Below are 20,245 nucleotides of genomic sequence, written 5' to 3'. Positions count from 1 at the left end.
AGGAGTCGATCACTATGCTGAACAGAGTACAGCATAGTGATCGACTAGCCAATGAATAATCAGATTTATTCCCGGGGCGTCCCGGACCGTCCCGCGGCAGGGTGCCTAGCCCATGGGATTGCCGAGGGACCGGGCGAGGTCCTGGAGTTCCTTGACCATCATGGCGCCCTGCTCGTTCGAGTAAGTCGCCTTCAGCGCGGTGACCGAAAGGCCGAGGCTGGGCCCGTGGGCGCCCCGGGTCGGGACGGCAACGGCCAGGCACACGACGCCGGTGGTGGATTCCTCGTCCTCGAACGCGTACCCCTGCTCCCGGATGAGCGTGAGCTGCGCCTTCAGTTCGGCTCCCGTGCGCAGCGACTTCGGCGTCAGGACCGGAAGGGCAGCGTCGTCGGGAAACATCTCGTCGACGTCATGGTCATGCAGCCGCGCGATCAGGGCCTTGCCCACGGCACAGAGAGACACGGGCATCTTGTCGCCGATGTTGGACGTCAGGCGAACCGCCGGGTGCCCTTCGTAGCGGGCGAGGTAGATGACATTCGTTCCGTCCAGCATGGCGATCCGGACCGTTTCCCCCGAGAGCGTCGGGGCCTGTTCACAAAAACGGTAGAACTCCTGGACCTCGTCGAGGCGGCTGAGGTAGGCAGCGCCGAGCTCAACCAATTTCCGGCCGAGGGTGAACTCCGCACCCTGGCGGTTGATCAGCCTCGCCTCCTCGAGCGCGAGCAGGAGGTTGGAGGTGGAGGACTTCGGGATTCCCAGTTCCCTAGCCAGATCACTGAGCGTGAGCCGTCCCGTCGTGGAAGCCGCCAGGGCTTCCAGCACGGCGGCGGCACGGGTGACAGCCGGTGCGGGTGACGCGCTCCCCAATCCGTCGGAGGGTCGGGAAACTCGGGAATCGGCCATAATTCTCCTTCAGGTATCGCGCGCCAGTCGCCGCGCCACTCGTTCGAATGCCGTCCAGTCAGCTGAGCAGTAACCATCATAATGTCTGGCGCCGTGAACCGGGACCCGGCGGGGCCCGCGCACCCGCCCCCCATGCTCCCCTGTCAGCGGTCCTCGCCGGGGACCGCCGGTCCGTCAGGCGGCAGACACCACGGGATTCGTCAGCTCGCCGATGCCGGCGATGTGGCACGTGACGGAGTCGCCGGGAACGATCGGCGCGCACTCAGCGGGGAATCCCGTCAGCACCAGGTCGCCCGGGTGAAGGGTCATGAAGGAGGTGAGGTAGGTGAGGATTTCCTCCACCTTCCAGCCAAGGTCGGCGGAGCTGGCTGCCTGGAGATCCTGACCGTTGTGTCTGATGCCGATCACCAGGTCTTCACCCTTCAGGTCTGTGACGATCCAAGGCCCCACGGGTGTGAACGTGTCCTGGCTCTTGGCGCTGATCCACAGCTCGTCGGATTCCTGGAGGTTCCTGGCGGAGACGTCGTTTCCGATCGTGTAGCCCAGGACTGCGCCCATGGCGTTGCCGGGCGTCAGTGCGCGGGCCCTGCTTCCGATGACGATTGTCAGCTCGGCCTCCGGCTCGACGCGGCCCACACCCGGCCGGAGTTCAACCGCGTCCCCCGGGCCGACCACACTGGTGGCCGCCTTGTGGAAGGCCTGCGGCGGAAGTCCGCGGCCCGCGGCACCCGTATTGTGCGCCATGCCCAGGACGTTGGCCGGGACACAGGGCGCGAGGAACGTGAAGGCCGATTCCTCCACCGTCGCGCCGACTTCCCAACCGCTGCGGGGCAGGCTGCCGGCATTGGCAGGGGAACCGGGGAACGGAGAGGTGGTCACCGCCCACACCTTGCCGGCCGCACCGCCAAAGTCCGCTGCGTCGTTGGCGACAAAGAAGTATTCGTCCCCGGCAACAGGGGAAAGGGGGCGGACTCTGGCGATTCGGCGGGCACTCGTGGCGGTCATGAAAACATCCTAGGCGGCGGGGTTCCGGGGCCCTCGATTAGGCCATCGACTGGCGTAATTCTGGCGCACAGAAACACCGCCGGTGTTTCACATTTCCAATCGTTCACGGTATATTCATTACAAGCCTTCCACCGCGGCATCCCCCAATAGTCGCGGTGGAAGGCTTTTCCAATGCCCGGGTGTTTCCAGTGTCCGGGGCCCATTTTGAGCGGGCCGGATTCGTCGATCGTTGCCCGCGCCGGCAGCCTACGCGGCGTCCGCAACGGCCCCCCGCAGCCGCCAGCCCCCGCCGAGGCCGTCCCGGATCAGTTCCATGGTGGTCAGGGCCGAACCGCGGTTGCGGCCGAGCCTTGCCTGGACCTGCCACACCTCGACGTCCACGCGACTCAGGCCCTTGGGCATCCGGCGCTCGGCTTCCCACCAGCTGACCCGCTCGAACCAGCGCACGGGCTCGGCCCCGATCAACCATTCCCTGCCGCCGCGGACCACGGCCAGGGGCCGCCCGTCCGGGCCTGTTTTCACCATCACGTGCTCCATGCCCGTCACAGTAGGGCGGAGCCCTGACATTTTCGCGGCCCTGCGGGAGCCTTGGCCGGGACCCCCTCCCGGTCTGAGTCCTTAGCCGGCGTGCAGGGACACCACGCGCGGCTCGCACCAGCGGATGTAAACATCTGCCGGCTGGCTTTTCTTGCCCCTCAGCGTGATGCCAGCAATCTTGAGGCCTTCCGGCAGGGGAAGGCTATGGCGCACAACACCGTGGGACTCACGCGACCACGCCAGTCGGTACATCCCGTACTCGGGGCTCTTCTGCAGCCCAAGCTTAAGTCCCAGTTCCTCGACCTCTGCGCCGTCGGCACCCCTGAGTTCGTAGGAGACAACGGCAAAGGCCCCCGTGAGCTCCTGCGCCGATTCGAACTCGAACTCGAACTCGAGCAGCCCTTCGGCGATCTCCGGCACAAAAGGAAACACCAGCGCAGTCTCCGTGCTCAGGCGCAGGGGTTCCGCACCGGGGAACGACGACTCATGTACCGCCGGCTCCCCGCGGATGATGTCCTCGTAGAGGGTAGGCCATTTCTCCGCAGAGATCCCGGCCGCCCGCGTGGCCGGCAGCTTGTCCAACCGCGCCAGGGACGCGGCGATGCGTTCATAAGGAGTGTTGTTCAACGTTGAATCCTGATCGCCGTGGCGCACCTGGAAGAACATGTGCTCCCTGGAATCCAGGATGGTGGGCATCACTTGGTCCACACCGTCGTGGGGACCTGGCGCATTGATGTCCAGGCGGCCCTTGCCTGGCTCGTACGCAGATATGAACGCCATGCCTTGGGCTGATTTCGGGTGGTAGTACTCCCGCAGATTCACGAGTTCGTGGTTGGCCCTGTAGGCCGTGAGGCCGAGCCCGAACGAAACGGCCATGCCCACGTGGTCCAGGGTCCGGTAGGTTTCAAGCCGTTCCAGGTAGTCGGCGGCGAGCACGTCGTCGTCGTCCAAGCGAAACCACGCCACCGGCTGAACGCCGTCGTCGGCGCCGACTTTGCCGGCGAGGTCTTGCTCGATCAGGGGTTGCATCTCTTCGATGCCTGTTCCGCGGACGACGTCGTTCCACTCCACCGGGACCAGGAACGGGTACTTCGCGGCGGCCTCGAACAGCACCTCCTGATGGCGCTGAGGCAAAAGTCCGGAATACATGACGAAATGCGTGTAGTCATGCGCCTCGGCCATGGCGGCCAGCGCCGGCACGGACCGGGTAAAGAACATTTCTTCGCGCAACTGAAGGCGTCTTTCCGAGAACAGATACCCCATGTAGTCATCGGGACTCTTAAACACACCGTTGCTGGATGTTTTCCAGGACAGCGATCCGGGCGAGAAAAGGCTGTAGCGCGTGACGCCGTAGAACATGTCGAAACCCCCAGTGTTGCGGTGCTGAATACTCATCTAACTGTATGCGCCGGTCCTATTCCGAACCGCATTCTGTCCGCCCGGCGATGCGGCGTCAATAATGACTGAGATTTGCCGCATGGCGCCCGGCAGGTGGTAGGTTCGACGCGTGCCGGGGCGCACAGGGCGCCCCGGAAACGACCAAAGGGAATCCAAGATGGCTGAATCGAACACTCAGAAACTGGAGAAGGCGAAAGCTATTGTGCTGGATTCGATCGTGAAGGTAGGCGTTTCTACCAACCAGTCGCAGGCGATACAGCGGCTCGCCAACGCCTACGCCCTCCTTGAAGGGACCGTAGCGCCCATCAGCGGCCCCAACGAACCGGCCCCGAAAAGCGCCTGAACGGATCAACCGGACGCACAAAACCCCGCCTTTCCGGACCATGTGGTCCGGAAAGGCGGGGTTTTCTGTGGTGGGTCCTACCGGGATCGAACCGATGACATCCACGGTGTAAACGTGGCGCTCTACCAGCTGAGCTAAAGACCCAAACCGCGGTTTCCACGCTTCAGCGCTTCAACCAACGAACAGTCACTGTACCGGATGTCACCGGCCCAGCGCCAATCGGCCCGGCCGTCGCTACAAGGGCGGCAGCTCGGCGGCGAGCCAGGTCAAGGCCCCGCTGACGCCTGCCTCCAGCTTGATGGTGGCAAGGCCGTCGCCGCGGGTCGGTCCTCTGTTGATGATGACCACGGCCTTGCCCTGCTTCGCCGCGTGGCGGACAAAACGCAGGCCGCTCATCACGGTGAGTGAGGAGCCGGCCACCAGGAGCGCCCGGGCGGCGTCGACCATGGCGGAGGAGCGCTCCACCCGGTCCTTGGGCACGTTTTCCCCGAAGTACACGAAGTCCGGTTTCAGGGTGCCGCCGCAGGCCGGGCAGCGGGCGACGACGAACGATTCAATCAGTCGGGTGTCCTCGACGGCGGCATCGGCGTCCGGTGCCATGTCAACCACCCCGGCGGCCTGCGCCCGTTCGAGGAACCCGGGGTTGAGTTCCTCCAGGACACCGGCCAGCATCCGGCGGCTGAACCGCCGGTGGCAGTCCAGGCACACCACCTGGTCGAACCGGCCGTGCAGGTCCACCACGTTGACGCTGCCGGCGTCCTCGTGGAGCCGGTCCACGTTCTGGGTGATGAGTCCGGTGAGCAGCCCCTGCTGCTCCAACCGGGCTACCGCGGCGTGGCCCGCGTTGGGATCCGCCCTGCGCAGGTGTGACCAGCCGATGTGGTTGCGGGCCCAGTAGCGCTGCCGGTTTCCCGGCTCACCGATGAATTCCTGGTAGGTCATGGGGGTCCGCGGCGCGGCGCCGGGCCCGCGGTAGTCCGGGATGCCTGAATCCGTACTCAGGCCGGCGCCGGTCAGCACGGCGAACTGGCCCCCGGACAGGAGTCCGTGGATGTCCTGCAGGGCCTCGAGTTCGGTGCGCTGGAGCTCCGCGGCGGTCCCGGCGGCCGTGATCGGCGGGAGGCTGGCAAACCCGGTCATGCCGATTCCTGGCCGCCGCTGCCTCACCGGGTCAGTTCCCGCCGAGTCCCGCGAGGGCAGCCCGGTACTCGGCGAAGTCCCGGGCCTGGCCGCGGGGATTCACCACGACGTAGCGGACGATTCCCGCTGCGTCGATGATGAAGGTGCCGCGCCGCGCCATGCCGCTGTCAGGGTCGAACACCCCATAAGCCGTGGCCACGGCGCCGTGGGGCCAGAAGTCGGCGAGCAGGTCGAAGCCGTAGCCTTCCTTTTCGGCATAGGCCCGCTGGGCGAACTTGCTGTCCACCGAGACCGCCAACACGACGGCATCGGCAGCCTCGAACAGTGCCAGGTTGTCCCGGATTTCGCACAGTTCCCCGGTGCAGATGCCGGAGAAAGCGAACGGATAGAAGACTAGGGCGACATTGCGGCCGCGGAAGTCCGAGAGGCGCACCGGTTCGCCGAACTGATTGGCGAGCTCGAAATCCGGTGCGGCATCGCCGACGCCGGGCACCCCGCCGGGAACAGGACTCACGGCGGCGGGCAGCGCAGCGGCAGACACCGCAGGGGCCTCGTGCTGTACCGCCTGGGTCACTTGTTCTTCCGCGTGACCAACCGGGTGGCGCTCCAGTCCTTCGAGACGCCGGCGGAGGTGGTGTAGTGAAGACCTGCGGTGGGCGCGGCGTCCTGGATGTCGGCGGGCGAGACGTAGCCGTCCCGGCCGGACTTGGGAGTCAGGACCCAGACCACGCCACCCTCGGTGAGAGTGGTCAGCGAATCGACCAGCGTGTCCACAAGGTCTCCGTCACCTGCCCGCCACCAGAGAATGGCGGCGTCGACCACCTCGTGATCGTCCTCATCGAGAAGCTCAGAGCCCGTGAGATCTTCGATATCGTCCCGCAAGTCGAAGTCGACATCGTCGTCATAACCGAATTCCTGAATCAGGTCCCCGTCTTTGAAACCCAGTTTCTCCGCCACATTTACCGAAGTGGCGGCGTCGGCCTCGCTCACGTGTTGCTCCTATGCTTTTTGAATTGCTTCATGTTTTCAATGGCACTAGTGATTTCCATTACTCCAAGCCAACACCCTTTGAGCTCTCGCTTCAAGCTGTTGGCACCGCGATCCGCCATATTCTGCGTCACACAGGACGATCCGGAGGCTGCAGGGCAGCGCTTCGTCACACAACCAGTATGCCCGTGAAATACGGCGGCGGGTCCATACGGCGGCTACGCATCCATCAGTCCGCACGGCTAGAGTGGCTGATGACGACTACGCCTGCGCGGGCAACCGCCCGGCTGATACAGGCAGGCGTACCGTGATTGGACCTTGCCCGGCGCATACGACCGGGCTGTTGTAACCGATATGTCGCACACGTCGCGTTCACGCCAGGCAGTCACCCTGCCCGGAGCTGAGGGTGCCGATAGATGCGCTCAAAGAGAGGTTGGACGTGGCTGCAGGAGAAGATACCTCCCATATCCTCAGCGGGTTGACAAACCAGCTGCCTGATCGTGATCCGGAAGAGACCGCCGAATGGCTGGAGTCCCTGGATACCCTGATTCAGGAACAAGGCACCGAACGTGCCCAGTACATTATGCGCAGCCTGCTCCAGCGGGCCGGCGCGCAGAGCGTGGGTGTTCCGATGGTCACCACCACGGACTACGTCAACACCATCCCGGTCGACCAGGAAGCGGCATTCCCTGGCGATGAAGAGATCGAACGCAAGTACCGTGCCTGGCTGCGCTGGAATGCCGCCGTGATGGTGCACCGGGCACAGCGGGCGGACATCGGCGTCGGCGGCCACATCTCCACCTACGCCGGCGCCGCGACCCTGTACGAGGTCGGTTTCAACCACTTCTTCCGCGGCAAGGACCACCCCGGCGGCGGCGACCAGGTCTTCTTCCAGGGCCACGCCTCCCCCGGCATGTACGCCCGCGCCTTCATGGAGGGCCGGCTCTCCGAGGAGGACCTGGACGGGTTCCGCCAGGAGAAGTCCAAGGAAGGGCACGCCCTGTCCTCCTATCCGCACCCGCGCCTGATGCCGGAGTTCTGGGAATTCCCCACCGTCTCGATGGGCATCGGCCCGATGAACGCCATCTACCAGGCCCAGTCCAACCGGTACCTGCACAACCGGGGCATCAAGGACACCTCGGACCAGCAGGTCTGGGCGTTCCTGGGCGACGGCGAAATGGACGAGCCCGAGTCCCGCGGCCTGCTGCAGCTCGCGGCCAACGACAAGCTCGACAACCTCAACTTCGTCATCAACTGCAACCTCCAGCGCCTCGACGGTCCCGTCCGCGGCAACGGCAAGATCATGCAGGAACTCGAAGCGTTCTTCCGCGGTGCCGGCTGGAACGTCATCAAGGTCGTCTGGGGCCGCGAGTGGGATGACCTGCTGGCCAAGGACGAGGACGGCTCGCTCGTCAAGATCATGAACGAGACCGTCGACGGCGACTACCAGACGTACAAGGCCGAATCCGGCGCGTTCGTCCGCGAGCACTTCTTCGGCAAGACCCCGCAGACCAAGGAAATGGTCCAGGACCTGACCGACGACCAGATCTGGAACCTCAAGCGCGGCGGGCACGACTACAACAAGGTCTACGCCGCGTACAAGGCCGCCACCGAGTTCAAGGGCAAGCCCACGGTCATCCTGGCGCACACGGTCAAGGGCTACGGCCTGGGCACCCACTTCGAGGGCCGCAACGCGACCCACCAGATGAAGAAGCTCACCCTCGCGGACCTCAAGGCCTTCCGCGACCACCTGCGCATCCCGATCACGGACGAGCAGCTAGAAGCGGACCTTTACCGGCCGCCGTACTACCACCCCGGCATGGACTCCCCGGAGATCCAGTACCTGATGGACCGCCGGAAGCAGCTCGGCGGCTTCGTCCCCGAGCGGCGCTCCAAGCACGCCGACGTCACCCTCCCGGATGAGAAGGCCTACGAAGTCGCCAACCGCGGCTCCGGCAAGCAGCACGCCGCCACCACCATGGCATTTGTCCGGCTGCTCAAGGACCTCATGCGGGACAAGGAGTTCGGCCAGCGGATTGTGCCGATCATCCCCGATGAGGCCCGCACGTTCGGCATGGACGCGTTCTTCCCGACGGCGAAGATCTACAACCCGAACGGCCAGAACTACCTCTCCGTGGACCGCGAACTCGTCCTGGCGTACAAGGAGTCCATCTCCGGCCAGATCGTGCACGCCGGCATCAACGAGGCCGGGTCCGTGGCAGCCTTCACCGCCGCCGGCACGTCCTACGCCACGCACGGCGAGCCGCTCATCCCGGTCTACGTCTTCTACTCGATGTTCGGGTTCCAGCGCACGGGCGATTCCTTCTGGGCAGCCGCCGACCAGATGACCCGCGGGTTCATCATCGGCGCCACGGCAGGGCGCACCACGCTGACCGGCGAAGGCCTGCAGCACGCCGACGGGCACTCCCCCATGCTGGCGGCAACCAACCCCGCCGTCGTCACCTACGACCCGGCATACGGTTACGAGATGGGCGTCATCATGCGTGACGGCCTCAACCGGATGTACGGTCCCGGCCCTGACGACAACGACCCGTCGCGGAACGTGATGTACTACATCACGGTCTACAACGAGCCGATCGTGCAGCCGCCGGCACCGGCGGAACTCGACGTCGAGGGCATCGTCAAGGGCATCTACCTGCTGGCGCCGGCCAAGATTGACGGCCCGCGCACACAGATCCTTGCCTCGGGCGTGTCTGTTCCCTGGGCCCTCGAAGCCCAGCGGGTCCTCGCCGAGGACTGGGGCGTCTCAGCGGACGTCTGGTCCGTGACCTCCTGGACCGAACTGCGCCGCGACGCCATGGCCGCCGAGGAAGATTCCTTCCTCAACCCCGGCCAGCCCGCCCGCGTCCCGTTCGTCACCCAGCAGCTCGCCGGTGCCACCGGGCCAATTGTTGCGGTCACCGACTACATGAAGGCCGTGCCGGACCAGATCCGGCAGTTCCTCCCGAACGAGTTCGCCTCGCTCGGCGCGGACGGCTTCGGCTTCTCCGACACCCGTGCCGCGGCACGCCGCTTCTTCAAGAACGACATCCACTCGATCGTGGTCCGTTCCCTGCAGATGCTGGCCCGCCGCGGCGAGGTCGACGCCCAGGCGCCGGCCCAGGCGATCGAGAAGTACCGTCTGCTGAACGTGAACGCCGGCACCACCGGCAACGCGGGCGGCGACTCCTAACCGCGCTCCAGCGCAAGAGCGAATGTTCGACGGCGGCTCCCACCGAAAGGTGGGGGCCGCCGTCGGGCGTTTAACCGCCCCGCCTGCCTCCTCCTCCCCTTTCATCTCCCCTCCCGCCTCCCTTGTTGCGCGCGCTTTGGACTGCTGCGGGACGCTGTGATGCAGGACAAGGGCAGTTGTAGCCTTCGCACAAATGGAGCTTGGGCGGCGCGCGCCGTATGCTCAATGCATGGCAGAGCCGATCACCACTCCCGAAAAACGCAAGCCGAGCTCGAGGGCGATGACTCCGGAGAAAGCCGAAACCCTCAAGAAGCTCCGGGCCAGCGTGGGCCAACTGTCGACGACGACGCTGCGCCAGTTGGAGAAGTCCCTGCCGTGGTACGGCCGGCTGAACTCGGATGAACGTTCCGCCCTGGGCATGGTGGCCCAGAACGGCATCGCGGCTTTCGTCACCTGGTACGAGCGGCCGAGTTCGCCGTCGTGGATCCTCTCCGACGTCTTCGGCACCGCCCCCACCGAGCTGACCCGCTCCATCAGCCTGCAGAAGGCGCTCCAGCTGATCCGGATCGTGGTCGAAGTCGTCGAGGACCAGGTCCCGGTGATCGCCCCGGAAGCGGACCAGGGGGCCCTCCGGGAAGCCGTGCTGCGCTACTCGCGGGAGGTCGCGTTCGCGGCCGCCGACGTTTACGCCCGCGCCGCGGAATCCCGCGGCTCCTGGGATACCCGGCTGGAGGCCCTGATTGTCGATGCCATCCTCCGCGGCGAAAACACCGACGCGCTGCGGTCCAGGATCGCGGCCCTGGGCTGGAAAGCACAGGAGCGCTTCACCGTCATGGTCGGGAATTCCCCGTCCGAACCAAGCGCCAGCTACGTCAGCGAACTGCGGCGCACCGCCGGGCGCTTCGCCGAGGACGCCCTCGTGGGGATCCAGGGCGACCGGCTCATCCTGATCCTCGGCGGGGTCCACGACCGGGAGACCGCGTACCTGAAGCTCAGCGAACTCTTTGCCCCCGGCCCGGTGGTCTACGGCCCGGAGGCCGGGTCCCTCCTCGAAGCCAGCGGCTCCGCCCAGTCGGCCTTTGCCGGCCTCACCGCGGCCCGCGCATGGCCGTCCGCGCCGCGCCCGGTGGCGGCCGATGACCTGCTCCCCGAGCGGGTGATCTCCGGCGACGACGCCGCCCGTCGCTCGCTGGTCAAGAACATCTACCGCCCGCTGCTGGCCGCCTCCAACGGGCTGGTGGAGACCCTCGGCACGTACCTGGAACTGGGCCATTCGCTCGAGGCCACGGCCCGGGAACTCTTCGTCCACGCCAACACGGTGCGCTACCGGCTCAAGCGCGTCTGCGACGTCACCGGCTGGGATCCGCTGCTGCCGCGGGAGGCGTTCGTGCTCCAGACCGCCCTCGTCGTGGGCCGGCTTTCTGCCCCGCCGAAGGCCCCCACGGAGCGGCAGCCTCCCCGCAACGGCTCCTGAACCGTTGTAGACTTCCTACAAACTGACCCAGTGAGCTTGGTGCATGAAAACACGAATGTTCACGCGGTAATTTGGAAAGCTGGTTACGTGCTTGCAATCGTTTGCCCTGGACAGGGCTCCCAGACCCCTGGTTTTCTGGCCCCCTGGCTGGAACTGCCACCCGTCGCAGGCCTCCTGGCCTCCCTCAGCGAAATAGCAGGCATCGACCTCACCGCGCACGGCACCACCTCCGATGAGGAGACCATCAAGGACACCGCGGTCGCGCAGCCCCTGATCGTCGCTGCGGGCCTGGTGACCGCAAAGTCGCTGTTCGACGTCGAACTCGGCACACTTCCCGTCATCCTCGCCGGCCACTCCGTCGGCGAAATCACCGCGGCTTCCCTCGCCGGTGTCCTGTCGGAATCCGAAGCGATGACGTTTGTCCGCGAACGCGCCAACAGCATGGCGGCAGCTGCTGCCGCCACCCCAACCGGCATGAGTGCCGTCGTGGGCGGCGACCCCGCCGAGGTCCTGGCAGCCATTGGCGCCGCGGGGGCCACGGCCGCCAACGTCAACGGGGCGGGCCAGACCGTCGCCGCCGGCACCCTGGAGCAACTGAAGGCCCTGGCGGAGAACCCGCCGGCCAAGGCCCGGGTCATTCCGCTGAAGGTCGCCGGCGCGTTCCACACCTCACACATGGCCCCCGCCGGCGCGGCCCTGCAGGCCCTGCGTCCGTCGCTGCACCCGAAGGACCCGCAGGTACCGCTGCTGTCCAACTTCGACGGCGCGGAAGTCACCGACGGCGCCGCCGCCGTCGACAGCCTGATCGCCCAGGTCTCCCGACCGGTCCGCTGGGACCTGTGCATGGAGACGATGGTGCAGCGCGGGGTGACCGGCGTGATCGAACTGGCTCCCGCCGGGACACTGGCCGGTCTGGCCAAGCGCGGCATGCCCGGCGTCAAGACAGTCACCGTCAAGACCCCGGACGATCTTTCCGCGGCCCTGGCCCTATTTGCAGAACTGGAGGGAGGGGCATGAGCGTTCCCACTCTGAAGCAGGCACCCGTGCAGGCAAACACCCGCATCATGGGTATCGGCGCCTACCGGCCCAGCGTGATCGTGACCAACGAGGACGTGTGCCAGTGGATCGACTCCTCCGATGAGTGGATCCGCCAGCGCACCGGCATCATCACCCGGCACCGCGCACCCGCCGATGTCAGCGTCATTGACATGGCGGAGGGCGCCGCACGTGAAGCCCTGCAGAAGGCCGGCATCGAGGCCTCCCAGCTCGGCGCCGTGATCGTCTCCACGGTCACCCACCCGTATGCGACCCCGTCCGCTGCAGCGAGCCTCGCCGACCGCCTCGGCGCGACGCCGGCCCCGGCCTTCGACATCTCGGCTGCTTGCGCCGGCTACTGCTACGGCATCGCCCAGGGCGACGCCCTGGTGCGCTCCGGCGCGGCCTCCTACGTCCTGGTGGTCGGTGCCGAAAAGCTCTCCGACGTCATCGACAACACGGAACGGACCATTTCCTTCCTGCTTGGCGACGGCGCGGGCGCCGTCGTGATCGGCCCGTCCGACACCCCGGGCATCGGCCCCTCGGTGTGGGGTTCGGACGGCAGCAAGTGGGATGCCATCGGCATGACCCACTCCATGCTGGACATCCGCGAGCTAGCCCTGACCGGCAAGCACGGCGCCGCCGTCAGCGATGAGGAAGCGGCCGTGACCGACGCGTCCCTGTGGCCGACCCTGCGCCAGGACGGCCAGACTGTCTTCCGCTGGGCCGTGTGGGAGATGGCCAAGGTGGCCCAGCAGGCCCTGGACGCCGCCGGCATCAGGTCCGAGGATCTCGCCGCGTTCATCCCGCACCAGGCCAACATGCGCATCATCGATGAGATGGCCAAGAAGCTGCAGCTGCCCGAGACCGTCAAGATCGCCCGCGACATCGCCGACGCCGGAAATACGTCGGCGGCGTCCATCCCCCTGGCCACCCACCGCCTGCTTGAGGAAAACCCCGAGCTCAGCGGCGGGCTGGCGCTGCAGATCGGCTTCGGAGCCGGTCTGGTCTTCGGCGCCCAGGTGGTCGTGCTTCCTTAGGCAGCCACCGCTTTTCCGAACTAAATACGTTCCGCCCGTTTCACCCTTGCACCGCATGTCCTTCTTTCAGGGCTCGCCCCGCATGCTGTGCTCGCAAGCATTCCCGCACCAAGCCGAACCCTCGGTTTGAATCATTTCCGCCCTTAGGCTGCCGGCATTTCACCGGCAGCCGAGGGCAATAACCAGAAAAGGAGCCATCAATGGCTAGCAACGAAGAAATCCTGGCCGGCCTGGCTGAAATCGTCAACGAAGAGACCGGCCTGGCCACGGAGGCTGTCGAAATGGACAAGTCCTTCACCGAGGACCTGGACATCGACTCCATCTCGATGATGACGATCGTGGTCAACGCCGAAGAGAAGTTCGGCGTCCGCATCCCGGACGAAGAGGTCAAGAACCTCAAGACCGTCGGCGACGCCGTCAGCTTCATCGCCAACGCCCAGGCCTAGTCTGGCTTCCGCCGGCGACGGCGGACCCCGGTGCCGGTCCGGGCGCTGCAGCAGTGCCCGGACCGGACCACCAGCAATAGAACGACCCCAACGTTTTCCCCTCGCAGGCCCCGGCCATCCCCTTCACGGTTCCGGATACGGCAGGCGCACCGACAGAGAGTGATCCCATGGCACGCAAAGTAGTCATTACCGGTCTGGGTGCCACCACACCCATCGGCGGCGATGTCCCCACAATGTGGAAGAACGCGCTTAAGGGCGTCTCCGGCGCGCACACGCTTGAGGACGACTGGGTGGCCAAGTATGAGCTGCCTGTCCACTTCGCCGCACGCGCCTCCACCCCTGCCCTGGACGTCCTGACCCGGGTCGAGGCCAAGCGCATGGACCCGTCCACCCAGTTCGCCGTGGTCGCAGCCCGCGAGGCGTGGGCCGACTCCGGCATCACCGAAATCGACCACGACCGCCTGGCAGTTGCCTTCGCGACCGGCATCGGCGGCGTCTGGACCCTCCTGGATGCCTGGGACACCCTGCGCGAAAAGGGTCCCCGCCGCGTCCTGCCCATGACCGTGCCCATGCTGATGCCCAACGGCCCCGCAGCGGCGGTCAGCCTGGACCTGGGCGCCCGAGCCGGCGCCCACACCCCCGTCTCCGCTTGCGCGTCCGGCACCGAGGCCGTGCACGTGGGCCTGGACCTGATCCGCGCCGGCAAGGCCGACGTCGTTGTCTGCGGCGGCGCCGAAGCCGCCATCCACCCGATGCCGATCGCCGCCTTTGCCTCCATGCAGGCCCTCTCGCGCCGCAACGACGATCCCGAGCACGCCTCACGCCCCTACGACCTTGACCGCGACGGCTTCGTCATGGGCGAAGGCGCCGGTGCCCTGGTGCTGGAGGCCGAGGAACACGCCCTGGCCCGCGGCGCCCGGATCTACGCTGAACTGGCCGGCACGTCGGTCACCGCCGACGCCTACCACATCACCGCCCCAGACCCCCAGGGCCTGGGCGCCACCCGCGCGCTGAAGGCTGCCATGTTCGACGGCCGCATCCAGCCCGAAGACATCGTGCACGTCAACGCGCACGCCACCTCCACCCCGGTCGGCGACAAGCCCGAGTACGCGGCCCTCAAGGCCGCCCTGGGCAAGCACGTGGACTCCGTCGCGGTCTCGGCCACCAAGTCCCAGATGGGGCACCTGCTCGGCGCCTCCGGTGCCGTGGAAGCCGTGCTGACTGTCATGGCCATCTACGACCGCAAGGCGCCGGTGACGATCAACCTCGAGAACCAGGATCCGGAAATCCCGCTCGACGTCGTCACGTCGGCCCGCGACCTGCCGGCCGGCAGCATCGCCGCACTGAGCAACTCGTTCGGCTTCGGAGGCCACAACGCCGTGATCGCGGTACGCAGCGTGTAGCTGCTCCTGCCCGCTCCCCCGCCCGGAACGCAGATGGCGGCAATGTTCTTCATGAACATTGCCGCCATCGCTCGTTTGGCGCCTAGCTATGGAATTGCTGCGGTGGTGCGCCCGGTGAAGCCCTAGCCGACCTGGTGGAGCCAGCGCACTGGGGCGCCTTCGGCGGCGTGCCGGAACGGCTCGAGTTCCTCGTCCCAGGCCTCGCCCAGGGCGAGCGAGAGCTCGTGGTAGACGGCCGAGGGGTCGCCGGCGCCGGATTCGTAGGCGTAGCGAATGCGGTCCTCGGACACCATGATGTTGCCGTGGACGTCGGTGGTGGCGTGGAAGATCCCCAGCTCCGGGGTGTGCGACCAGCGGCCGCCGTCCACCCCCTGGCTGGGTTCCTCAGTGACTTCATAGCGCAGGTGCGCCCAGCCTCGCAGAGCGGACGCCAATTGAGCCCCCGTGCCCGGCGTTCCGGTCCACGACAGCTCGGCCCGGAACATTCCGGGCGCGGCAGGCTGAGCGGTCCACTCCAAGTCCGTCCGCTTGTCCACGACAGACCCTATGGCCCACTCGACGTGGGGGCACAAGGCAGTCGGGGCCGAGTGAACGAACAACACACCGCGGGTCAGTGCAACAGACATTCCATCCTCCATAGCTGTAGGTACGTCTTCCCCAACGACCTGTGCCTGGATGTCTGTCTGTTGCGCGGATCCGAAATTGTGCCGGCGGTCCCTGCCAGACTACTAATATACAACCGGGTTCAAAGCTGGGACGTGTTGCATTCCAGCTTCAAGTTCAACTTGAAACTTCCCGGGCGTGAGTTTCATTCTGCCCTACCCCTCCTAATTACGCCAGTGCGATTCGGCGCGTCTTTTGCGGCGCGCCGTGCCCGGTTCAGCAGACCTGTAGGCGGACCCTGGTCCGCTTGGCGCCGGGCCGGTTTGCGGGCGGAATCCCGGGCAGGAATCCGCGCCGGCTTGTGGGCATTTCCGGCCGCCCGGACGCGCCGCGCCGGCGATCCTCAGGCCCGGGGGTGCGCCTGCTGGTAGCTCTGCCGCAGTCGCTCGACGGACACATGGGTGTAGATCTGGGTGGTGGCAAGGCTGCTGTGCCCGAGGATTTCCTGCACGGCGCGCAGGTCTGCCCCGCCGTCGAGCAGGTGGGTCGCTGCGGAGTGCCGCAGCGCGTGCGGCCCGGTGGCGGCGGTGTCTCCCAGCCGTTCCAGCATCTCCTTGACCACGCTGCGGACCTGGCGCTGGTCCACCCGTCCGCCGCGCGCGCCCAGGAAGAGCGCCGGGCCGCTGGTCCCGGTTGCGAGGACCGGCCGGCCGCGGCGGAGCCAGTCGTCGACGGCGAGCGCGGCCGGCAGCCCGTAAGGCACCGTGCGTTCCTTGTTGCCCTTGCCAAGCACCCGGAGGGTCCTGCGGTCCGGGTCGAGGTCGTCGACGTCCATGCCGGCCAGCTCGCCGACCCGGACACCGGTGGCGTAGAGCAGCTCCACCATGGCGCGGTTGCGCAGGGACAGCGGATCCCCCTCGGCCGAGGCGGATTCGGCGTCGTCGACGAGCCGCCGGACCTGTTGCTGGTGCAGGACGCCGGGCAGGGACTTCTCCCGCTTGGGGGCCTTGAGCCGCAGGGCGGGGTCGGCTTCGATCAGCTCCTCGCGGACAGCCCAGGCGGTGAAGGCCCTGGCGGTAGCGGCACGGCGGGCGAGGGTGGCGCGGGACTTCCCGGACTCGCTCTGGGCGCCAAGCCAGCGCCGCAGCGTCCCGAGCTCCAGCCCGGCGAGGTCGCGGACCCCCTCGGTGGCGGCGTGCGCCAGCAGGCTTTCGACGTCGGAGAGATAGGCCCGCACTGTATGGGCGGACCGGCCCCGCTCGGCTTCCAGGTAGCGGCCGAAGCGTACGGCGGCGATCTGCATATCGCCGTCGAGCGCGGCAGGCGGGGCAGCGGGGGGATCCTGTGTAGACACCCTCTTACTCTGGCAGTATTCCCCCGGCATTCAAGGAGCCGGTCGGCGAGCCGCTTCTTCCCGGTGAAGCCAGCCATCTCAGTCCGCCTTCCCTGAGCGTTTCCAGCTGCCGTGCCGGGATTCGGCCAGCCCCAGCAGCCCGAGCCGGCCAAGGCCTGCGCGGACCGAGTCCGGGCTCAGCCCGGCGACCGTGGCCAGCTTCTCAACCGAGGTGGTGGTCCGCAGCGGCAGGGCATCGAGCAGGATCAGGTCCTCCAGGGTCAGGCCATCGTGGGCCTGGGACCGGCCTGCCTTGTCCGGGGGCATCGCCTCGCCGCTCGGGGAGGCGAGCTCGGCGATTTCCCCGGCGTCCGTGACGCACACCGCGCCGCCTTCACGCAGAAGCCGGTGGCAGCCGGCGGAGTTGGCGCTGTGGATGGATCCGGGCACGGCGCCCACGGCCCTGCCCAGGCTTTCGGCATGGTGGGCCGTGTTGAGGGCACCGGAGCGCCACCGGGCCTCGACCACGACCGTGACGGAGGCCAACGCCGCAATGAGTCGGTTCCGCTGCAGGAACCGGTAGCGGGTGGGCGCGGACCCGGGCGGGACCTCGGCCAGGACCGCGCCGTGGTTCGCCACGGTCCGCAGCAGGTCCTCATTGCCGGCTGGGTAGAAGCGGTCCACTCCCCCGGCCATGACGGCAATGGTGGGCACACCGCCCGCGCTTCCGGCCAGGGCCGCCCTGTGGGCGTGGGCATCAATCCCGTAGGCACCGCCGGAGACGATGGTGAAGCCACGCTGGGCCAGCGAGTAGGCGAGGTCGCCGGTCACCGATGCCCCGTAGCTGGTGCTGTCCCGGGAGCCCACGAGGGCTATGGACCGGGCCGCCGGGGGCAACTCCTGTTCCACGCCGCGCCACCACAGGCACAGCGGCTCCTGCAGTCCGAGGTCCGCCAGCTGCCGCGGCCACAAGTCATCCGCGGGAATGATGAGCCGTCCGCCGAGCCGCTGCATGGTGGCCAGGTCCCGCTCCGGTGCGAGGTCGGGCGCGCGCGGGGCCCAACGCTTCAGCCCCTCGCTGAGCCCGGACCAGCCGCTGCCGGACCCGCTGTCCGCCAGGATTCCGGTGATCTCCTGTTCGAGCCCGGGACCGGCGGCCAGAGCGCCGCTGGCAATCCGCAGGGCGTCCTGCGCCCCTACCGCCTGGACCAGTGCCAGCGCCGCCGCGTCCTGCGGCTCGAACAGGCGGGACAGGGCGGCCCGGGCTGTTCGTTCGTCATCGATCATGGTGGTACCTTTCACGGGGCTGGGGTGGGCTTCGTAAGGGCCGGCTCAGGGTGAGACCGCAGCGGCCTGGCGGAGGCCCAGCGCCTGCCCGACGTCGTCTGCGTCCGGGGCGTCGTTCCGGGACAGGTCCGCAAGGGTCCAGGCCAGGCGCAGCACGCGGTCGTAGCCGCGTGCTGTCAGCACTCCGCGCTCCAGCGCGTAGTCCAGGATGCGGGTGGTGGGGGCATCGAGCCGGAGCGCCCCGCGCAGCAGCCGCCCCGGCACCTGCGCGTTGGTTTCCATCCCGAATGGCAGCAGCCGGTCCAGCTGGCGGGTCCGGGCCGCACGGACCCTTTCCGCGATGCTGGCGGTACCTTCCTCGGCCGCAGGTTGGCCGAAGCCGACGAACGAGACCCGCTCGACTTCGAGCTGGATGTCGACCCGATCCAGCAGCGGCCCGGACATCCGGGCCTGGTACCGGCGGCGCATCGTGGGCGTGCAGATGCAGTCCACTCCTTTGCCCGTCGCCTTGCCGCAGGGACAGGGGTTGGCGGCAAGGACCAGCTGGAACCGGGCGGGATAGGCCGCGGACCCGGCCGAGCGGTGGATGACCAGCTCTCCGCTTTCCAGCGGCTGCCGCAGGGCGTCCAGGACGCCGCGGTCGTATTCCGGGGCCTCGTCCAGGAAGAGCACTCCGCGGTGCGCACGGGACGCTGCCCCGGGCCGCGGCAGCCCGGACCCGCCACCGATGATGGCCACCGCCGTCGCGGTGTGGTGCGGGTTCTCGTAGGGCGGGCGGCGCAGCAGCTGCACGGAGCCCGACGGCAGCGAACACAGCGAGTGAATGGCGGTCACCTCCATGGCCTCGGTGTCGCCCAGGTCCGGCAGAAGCCCGGGCAGCCGCTCGGCGAGCATCGTTTTCCCGGCGCCTGGCGGTCCGGTCAGCAGCAGGTGGTGGGCACCGGCTGCGGCCACTTCCAGGGCACGCCGCGCCGCGGCCTGGCCGGAGACATCGCACATGTCCGGCGCCAGGGCGGGACCGGTGCCGGGTTCGGGGTGGCCGGAGTCCTCGGTCTCGGGTTCGAAGTCGAGGGCGAGGTCCTGCGGGTCCGCGCCGCAGTCGAACGCGAGCCGGGCCAGTGTGGCGTAGCCCCGGACCTGCGCGCCGGGGACCAGCTCGGCCTCGGCCGCGTTGGCCCGGGCCACGACGACCTCGGGGTAGCCGGCCCGGACCGCGGCCATCACGGCCGGCACGATGCCGCGCACGGGCCGCAGCCTGCCGTCCAGGCCGAGTTCGGCGATGAAGACCGTGCGGCCGGTGGGCCGGATGTCGTTCGCCGCCAGCAGCACGGCCATGGCGATGGCGAGGTCGAATCCCGAACCGCGTTTGGGCAGGGATGCCGGAATGAGGTTGGCCGTGATCTTCCGGCGGCTCAGCGGGATCCCCGAGTTCTGGGCCGCGGAGCGGATCCGTTCCTTTGCCTCGTTCAGCGAGGCGTCCGGCAGGCCCAGGATCACGAACGCCGGCAGGGTCTGGCCGATGTCGGCTTCGACCTCCACGATGTAGCCGTTGAGGCCCACGAGGGCGACGGAGTAGGTCCGGCCCAGGGCCATCTACCCCACCCCCTTGAGGTGCTCGACGGCGGGCTCGCCGATGCCGTCGTCGACCACGGCGATCACGTCCACGCGGCACAGCGGCATCCGCAGCCCCTGGGCACGGCACCACGCCGCTGCCAGCCGGTGGAGCCTTGCCAGCTTGTCCGCGCCGACAGCCTCGAAGGGATGGCCATACGCGAGGGATTTGCGGGTTTTCACCTCGGCGATGACCAGCGCGTCGCCGTCGAGCGCGACAATGTCGATCTCGCCCTCGGGGCAGCGCCAGTTCCGCTCCACGATCCGCATGCCGTGGGCCTGAAGGAAATCGGCGGCGAGCTCTTCCCCGCGCCGGCCCAGCACATCCTTAGCTCTCATACCTCCAGCGTGAAGCGCCGCCGCGGACGAACACAGGGCACACTTCGGCTATGTGGAAAACGCCGCCGGGCTACAAGAGCACAAGCCTGATGAGTCGAGTATCCGCAGCGCGTTCAGCGCTGCCCATCGCATAATCAAGGCAGGACGAAAAGAGCTGCAGGAGGAACA

19 protein-coding genes and 1 tRNA gene are annotated in these 20,245 nt (G+C 67.6%); 7 read left to right on the top strand and 13 right to left on the bottom strand.

Features of this window, described 5'->3' with window-relative positions:
* Positions 1-105: 105 nt before the first annotated feature.
* The 4 genes from AC1DXI_RS07260 to AC1DXI_RS07245 all read right to left on the bottom strand — a co-directional run bounded on the left by AC1DXI_RS07260 (position 106) and on the right by AC1DXI_RS07245 (position 3,840).
* Positions 106-903: an IclR family transcriptional regulator gene (locus tag AC1DXI_RS07260; protein WP_476938044.1), complete on the bottom strand. Its 798-nt coding sequence runs from the start codon at positions 901-903 to the stop codon at positions 106-108.
* A gap of 174 nt (positions 904-1,077) precedes the next feature.
* Positions 1,078-1,908, bottom strand: a complete 831-nt coding sequence (locus AC1DXI_RS07255; protein WP_476938043.1) for a fumarylacetoacetate hydrolase family protein — start codon at positions 1,906-1,908, stop codon at positions 1,078-1,080.
* A gap of 246 nt (positions 1,909-2,154) precedes the next feature.
* The gene (locus tag AC1DXI_RS07250) at positions 2,155-2,433 is read right to left on the bottom strand and encodes a hypothetical protein (protein WP_018773424.1); all 279 of its coding nucleotides are present in this window, start codon (positions 2,431-2,433) and stop codon (positions 2,155-2,157) included.
* A gap of 93 nt (positions 2,434-2,526) precedes the next feature.
* A complete protein-coding gene (locus tag AC1DXI_RS07245; RefSeq protein WP_476938042.1) occupies positions 2,527-3,840 on the bottom strand; it encodes a glycosyltransferase in 1,314 nt (437 codons plus the stop codon).
* Positions 3,841-4,000: 160 nt separating this feature from the next.
* On the opposite strand from AC1DXI_RS07245, the gene AC1DXI_RS07240 reads away from it, so the two are divergent.
* A complete protein-coding gene (locus AC1DXI_RS07240) occupies positions 4,001-4,186 on the top strand; it encodes a hypothetical protein (protein ID WP_476938041.1) in 186 nt (61 codons plus the stop codon).
* A gap of 68 nt (positions 4,187-4,254) precedes the next feature.
* Here AC1DXI_RS07240 and AC1DXI_RS07235 read toward each other — a convergent pair.
* The 4 genes from AC1DXI_RS07235 to AC1DXI_RS07220 all read right to left on the bottom strand — a co-directional run bounded on the left by AC1DXI_RS07235 (position 4,255) and on the right by AC1DXI_RS07220 (position 6,316).
* Positions 4,255-4,330, bottom strand: a tRNA-Val gene (locus AC1DXI_RS07235).
* Positions 4,331-4,420: 90 nt separating this feature from the next.
* A complete protein-coding gene (locus AC1DXI_RS07230; protein ID WP_476938040.1) occupies positions 4,421-5,353 on the bottom strand; it encodes an NAD-dependent protein deacetylase in 933 nt (310 codons plus the stop codon).
* A gap of 4 nt (positions 5,354-5,357) precedes the next feature.
* Positions 5,358-5,852, bottom strand: coding sequence for a peroxiredoxin (locus AC1DXI_RS07225; RefSeq protein WP_476938120.1), 495 nt, complete (start codon positions 5,850-5,852; stop codon positions 5,358-5,360).
* 44 nt (positions 5,853-5,896) lie between these two features.
* A complete protein-coding gene (locus AC1DXI_RS07220) occupies positions 5,897-6,316 on the bottom strand; it encodes a DUF3052 domain-containing protein (protein ID WP_018773429.1) in 420 nt (139 codons plus the stop codon).
* A gap of 436 nt (positions 6,317-6,752) precedes the next feature.
* Here AC1DXI_RS07220 and aceE point away from each other — a divergent pair, with 436 nt between their 5' ends.
* The 6 genes from aceE to fabF all read left to right on the top strand — a co-directional run bounded on the left by aceE (position 6,753) and on the right by fabF (position 14,904).
* Complete coding sequence (gene aceE / locus AC1DXI_RS07215) at positions 6,753-9,506, top strand: pyruvate dehydrogenase (acetyl-transferring), homodimeric type (protein ID WP_476938039.1); 2,754 nt, start codon at positions 6,753-6,755, stop codon at positions 9,504-9,506.
* 229 nt (positions 9,507-9,735) lie between these two features.
* Positions 9,736-10,980, top strand: coding sequence for a PucR family transcriptional regulator (locus AC1DXI_RS07210; RefSeq protein ID WP_018773431.1), 1,245 nt, complete (start codon positions 9,736-9,738; stop codon positions 10,978-10,980).
* A gap of 87 nt (positions 10,981-11,067) precedes the next feature.
* The gene (locus AC1DXI_RS07205) at positions 11,068-11,997 is read left to right on the top strand and encodes an ACP S-malonyltransferase (RefSeq protein ID WP_018773432.1); all 930 of its coding nucleotides are present in this window, start codon (positions 11,068-11,070) and stop codon (positions 11,995-11,997) included.
* The gene (locus AC1DXI_RS07200) at positions 11,994-13,055 is read left to right on the top strand and encodes a beta-ketoacyl-ACP synthase III (RefSeq protein WP_026537071.1); all 1,062 of its coding nucleotides are present in this window, start codon (positions 11,994-11,996) and stop codon (positions 13,053-13,055) included. Before AC1DXI_RS07205 ends, AC1DXI_RS07200 begins: the two co-directional genes overlap by 4 nt.
* Before the next feature lie 200 nt (positions 13,056-13,255).
* The gene (locus tag AC1DXI_RS07195; RefSeq protein WP_018773434.1) at positions 13,256-13,501 is read left to right on the top strand and encodes an acyl carrier protein; all 246 of its coding nucleotides are present in this window, start codon (positions 13,256-13,258) and stop codon (positions 13,499-13,501) included.
* Positions 13,502-13,668: 167 nt separating this feature from the next.
* Positions 13,669-14,904 carry a beta-ketoacyl-ACP synthase II gene (gene fabF / locus AC1DXI_RS07190; RefSeq protein ID WP_018773435.1) on the top strand — a complete coding sequence of 412 codons (1,236 nt, stop codon included), beginning with the start codon at positions 13,669-13,671 and terminating at the stop codon, positions 14,902-14,904.
* Positions 14,905-15,026: 122 nt separating this feature from the next.
* On the opposite strand, the gene AC1DXI_RS07185 is transcribed toward fabF, so the two are convergent.
* From AC1DXI_RS07185 to AC1DXI_RS07165, 5 genes are all read right to left on the bottom strand, one after another.
* Positions 15,027-15,530, bottom strand: coding sequence for a DUF3145 domain-containing protein (locus AC1DXI_RS07185; protein ID WP_026266435.1), 504 nt, complete (start codon positions 15,528-15,530; stop codon positions 15,027-15,029).
* Positions 15,531-15,910: 380 nt separating this feature from the next.
* Positions 15,911-16,810 carry a tyrosine recombinase XerC gene (locus AC1DXI_RS07180; RefSeq protein ID WP_476938119.1) on the bottom strand — a complete coding sequence of 300 codons (900 nt, stop codon included), beginning with the start codon at positions 16,808-16,810 and terminating at the stop codon, positions 15,911-15,913.
* A 129-nt stretch (positions 16,811-16,939) separates the two neighbouring features.
* Entirely contained in the window at positions 16,940-18,127 is a 1,188-nt protein-coding gene (dprA, locus tag AC1DXI_RS07175; protein WP_476938038.1) for a DNA-processing protein DprA, read from the bottom strand.
* A gap of 45 nt (positions 18,128-18,172) precedes the next feature.
* On the bottom strand, positions 18,173-19,720 hold the full coding sequence (locus AC1DXI_RS07170) for a YifB family Mg chelatase-like AAA ATPase (RefSeq protein WP_476938037.1): 1,548 nt from the start codon (positions 19,718-19,720) through the stop codon (positions 18,173-18,175).
* A complete protein-coding gene (locus AC1DXI_RS07165; protein ID WP_476938036.1) occupies positions 19,721-20,077 on the bottom strand; it encodes a YraN family protein in 357 nt (118 codons plus the stop codon).
* Between the last annotated feature and the right edge of the window lie 168 nt (positions 20,078-20,245).

It is taken from the genome of Arthrobacter sp. P1_H7 (assembly GCF_056405215.1).
This window is presented reverse-complemented; position numbering and strand designations above follow the sequence as displayed.

Coding starts and splice junctions, on each gene's coding strand:
- AC1DXI_RS07260 (WP_476938044.1), bottom strand. CDS start 903: ATGGCCGATTCCCGAGTTTCCCGACCCTCCGACGGATTGGGGAGCGCG.
- AC1DXI_RS07255 (WP_476938043.1), bottom strand. CDS start 1,908: ATGACCGCCACGAGTGCCCGCCGAATCGCCAGAGTCCGCCCCCTTTCC.
- AC1DXI_RS07250 (WP_018773424.1), bottom strand. CDS start 2,433: ATGGTGAAAACAGGCCCGGACGGGCGGCCCCTGGCCGTGGTCCGCGGC.
- AC1DXI_RS07245 (WP_476938042.1), bottom strand. CDS start 3,840: ATGAGTATTCAGCACCGCAACACTGGGGGTTTCGACATGTTCTACGGC.
- AC1DXI_RS07240 (WP_476938041.1), top strand. CDS start 4,001: ATGGCTGAATCGAACACTCAGAAACTGGAGAAGGCGAAAGCTATTGTG.
- AC1DXI_RS07210 (WP_018773431.1), top strand. CDS start 9,736: ATGGCAGAGCCGATCACCACTCCCGAAAAACGCAAGCCGAGCTCGAGG.
- AC1DXI_RS07200 (WP_026537071.1), top strand. CDS start 11,994: ATGAGCGTTCCCACTCTGAAGCAGGCACCCGTGCAGGCAAACACCCGC.
- AC1DXI_RS07195 (WP_018773434.1), top strand. CDS start 13,256: ATGGCTAGCAACGAAGAAATCCTGGCCGGCCTGGCTGAAATCGTCAAC.
- fabF (WP_018773435.1), top strand. CDS start 13,669: ATGGCACGCAAAGTAGTCATTACCGGTCTGGGTGCCACCACACCCATC.
- AC1DXI_RS07185 (WP_026266435.1), bottom strand. CDS start 15,530: ATGTCTGTTGCACTGACCCGCGGTGTGTTGTTCGTTCACTCGGCCCCG.
- AC1DXI_RS07180 (WP_476938119.1), bottom strand. CDS start 16,810: ATGCAGATCGCCGCCGTACGCTTCGGCCGCTACCTGGAAGCCGAGCGG.
- dprA (WP_476938038.1), bottom strand. CDS start 18,127: ATGATCGATGACGAACGAACAGCCCGGGCCGCCCTGTCCCGCCTGTTC.
- AC1DXI_RS07170 (WP_476938037.1), bottom strand. CDS start 19,720: ATGGCCCTGGGCCGGACCTACTCCGTCGCCCTCGTGGGCCTCAACGGC.
- AC1DXI_RS07165 (WP_476938036.1), bottom strand. CDS start 20,077: ATGAGAGCTAAGGATGTGCTGGGCCGGCGCGGGGAAGAGCTCGCCGCC.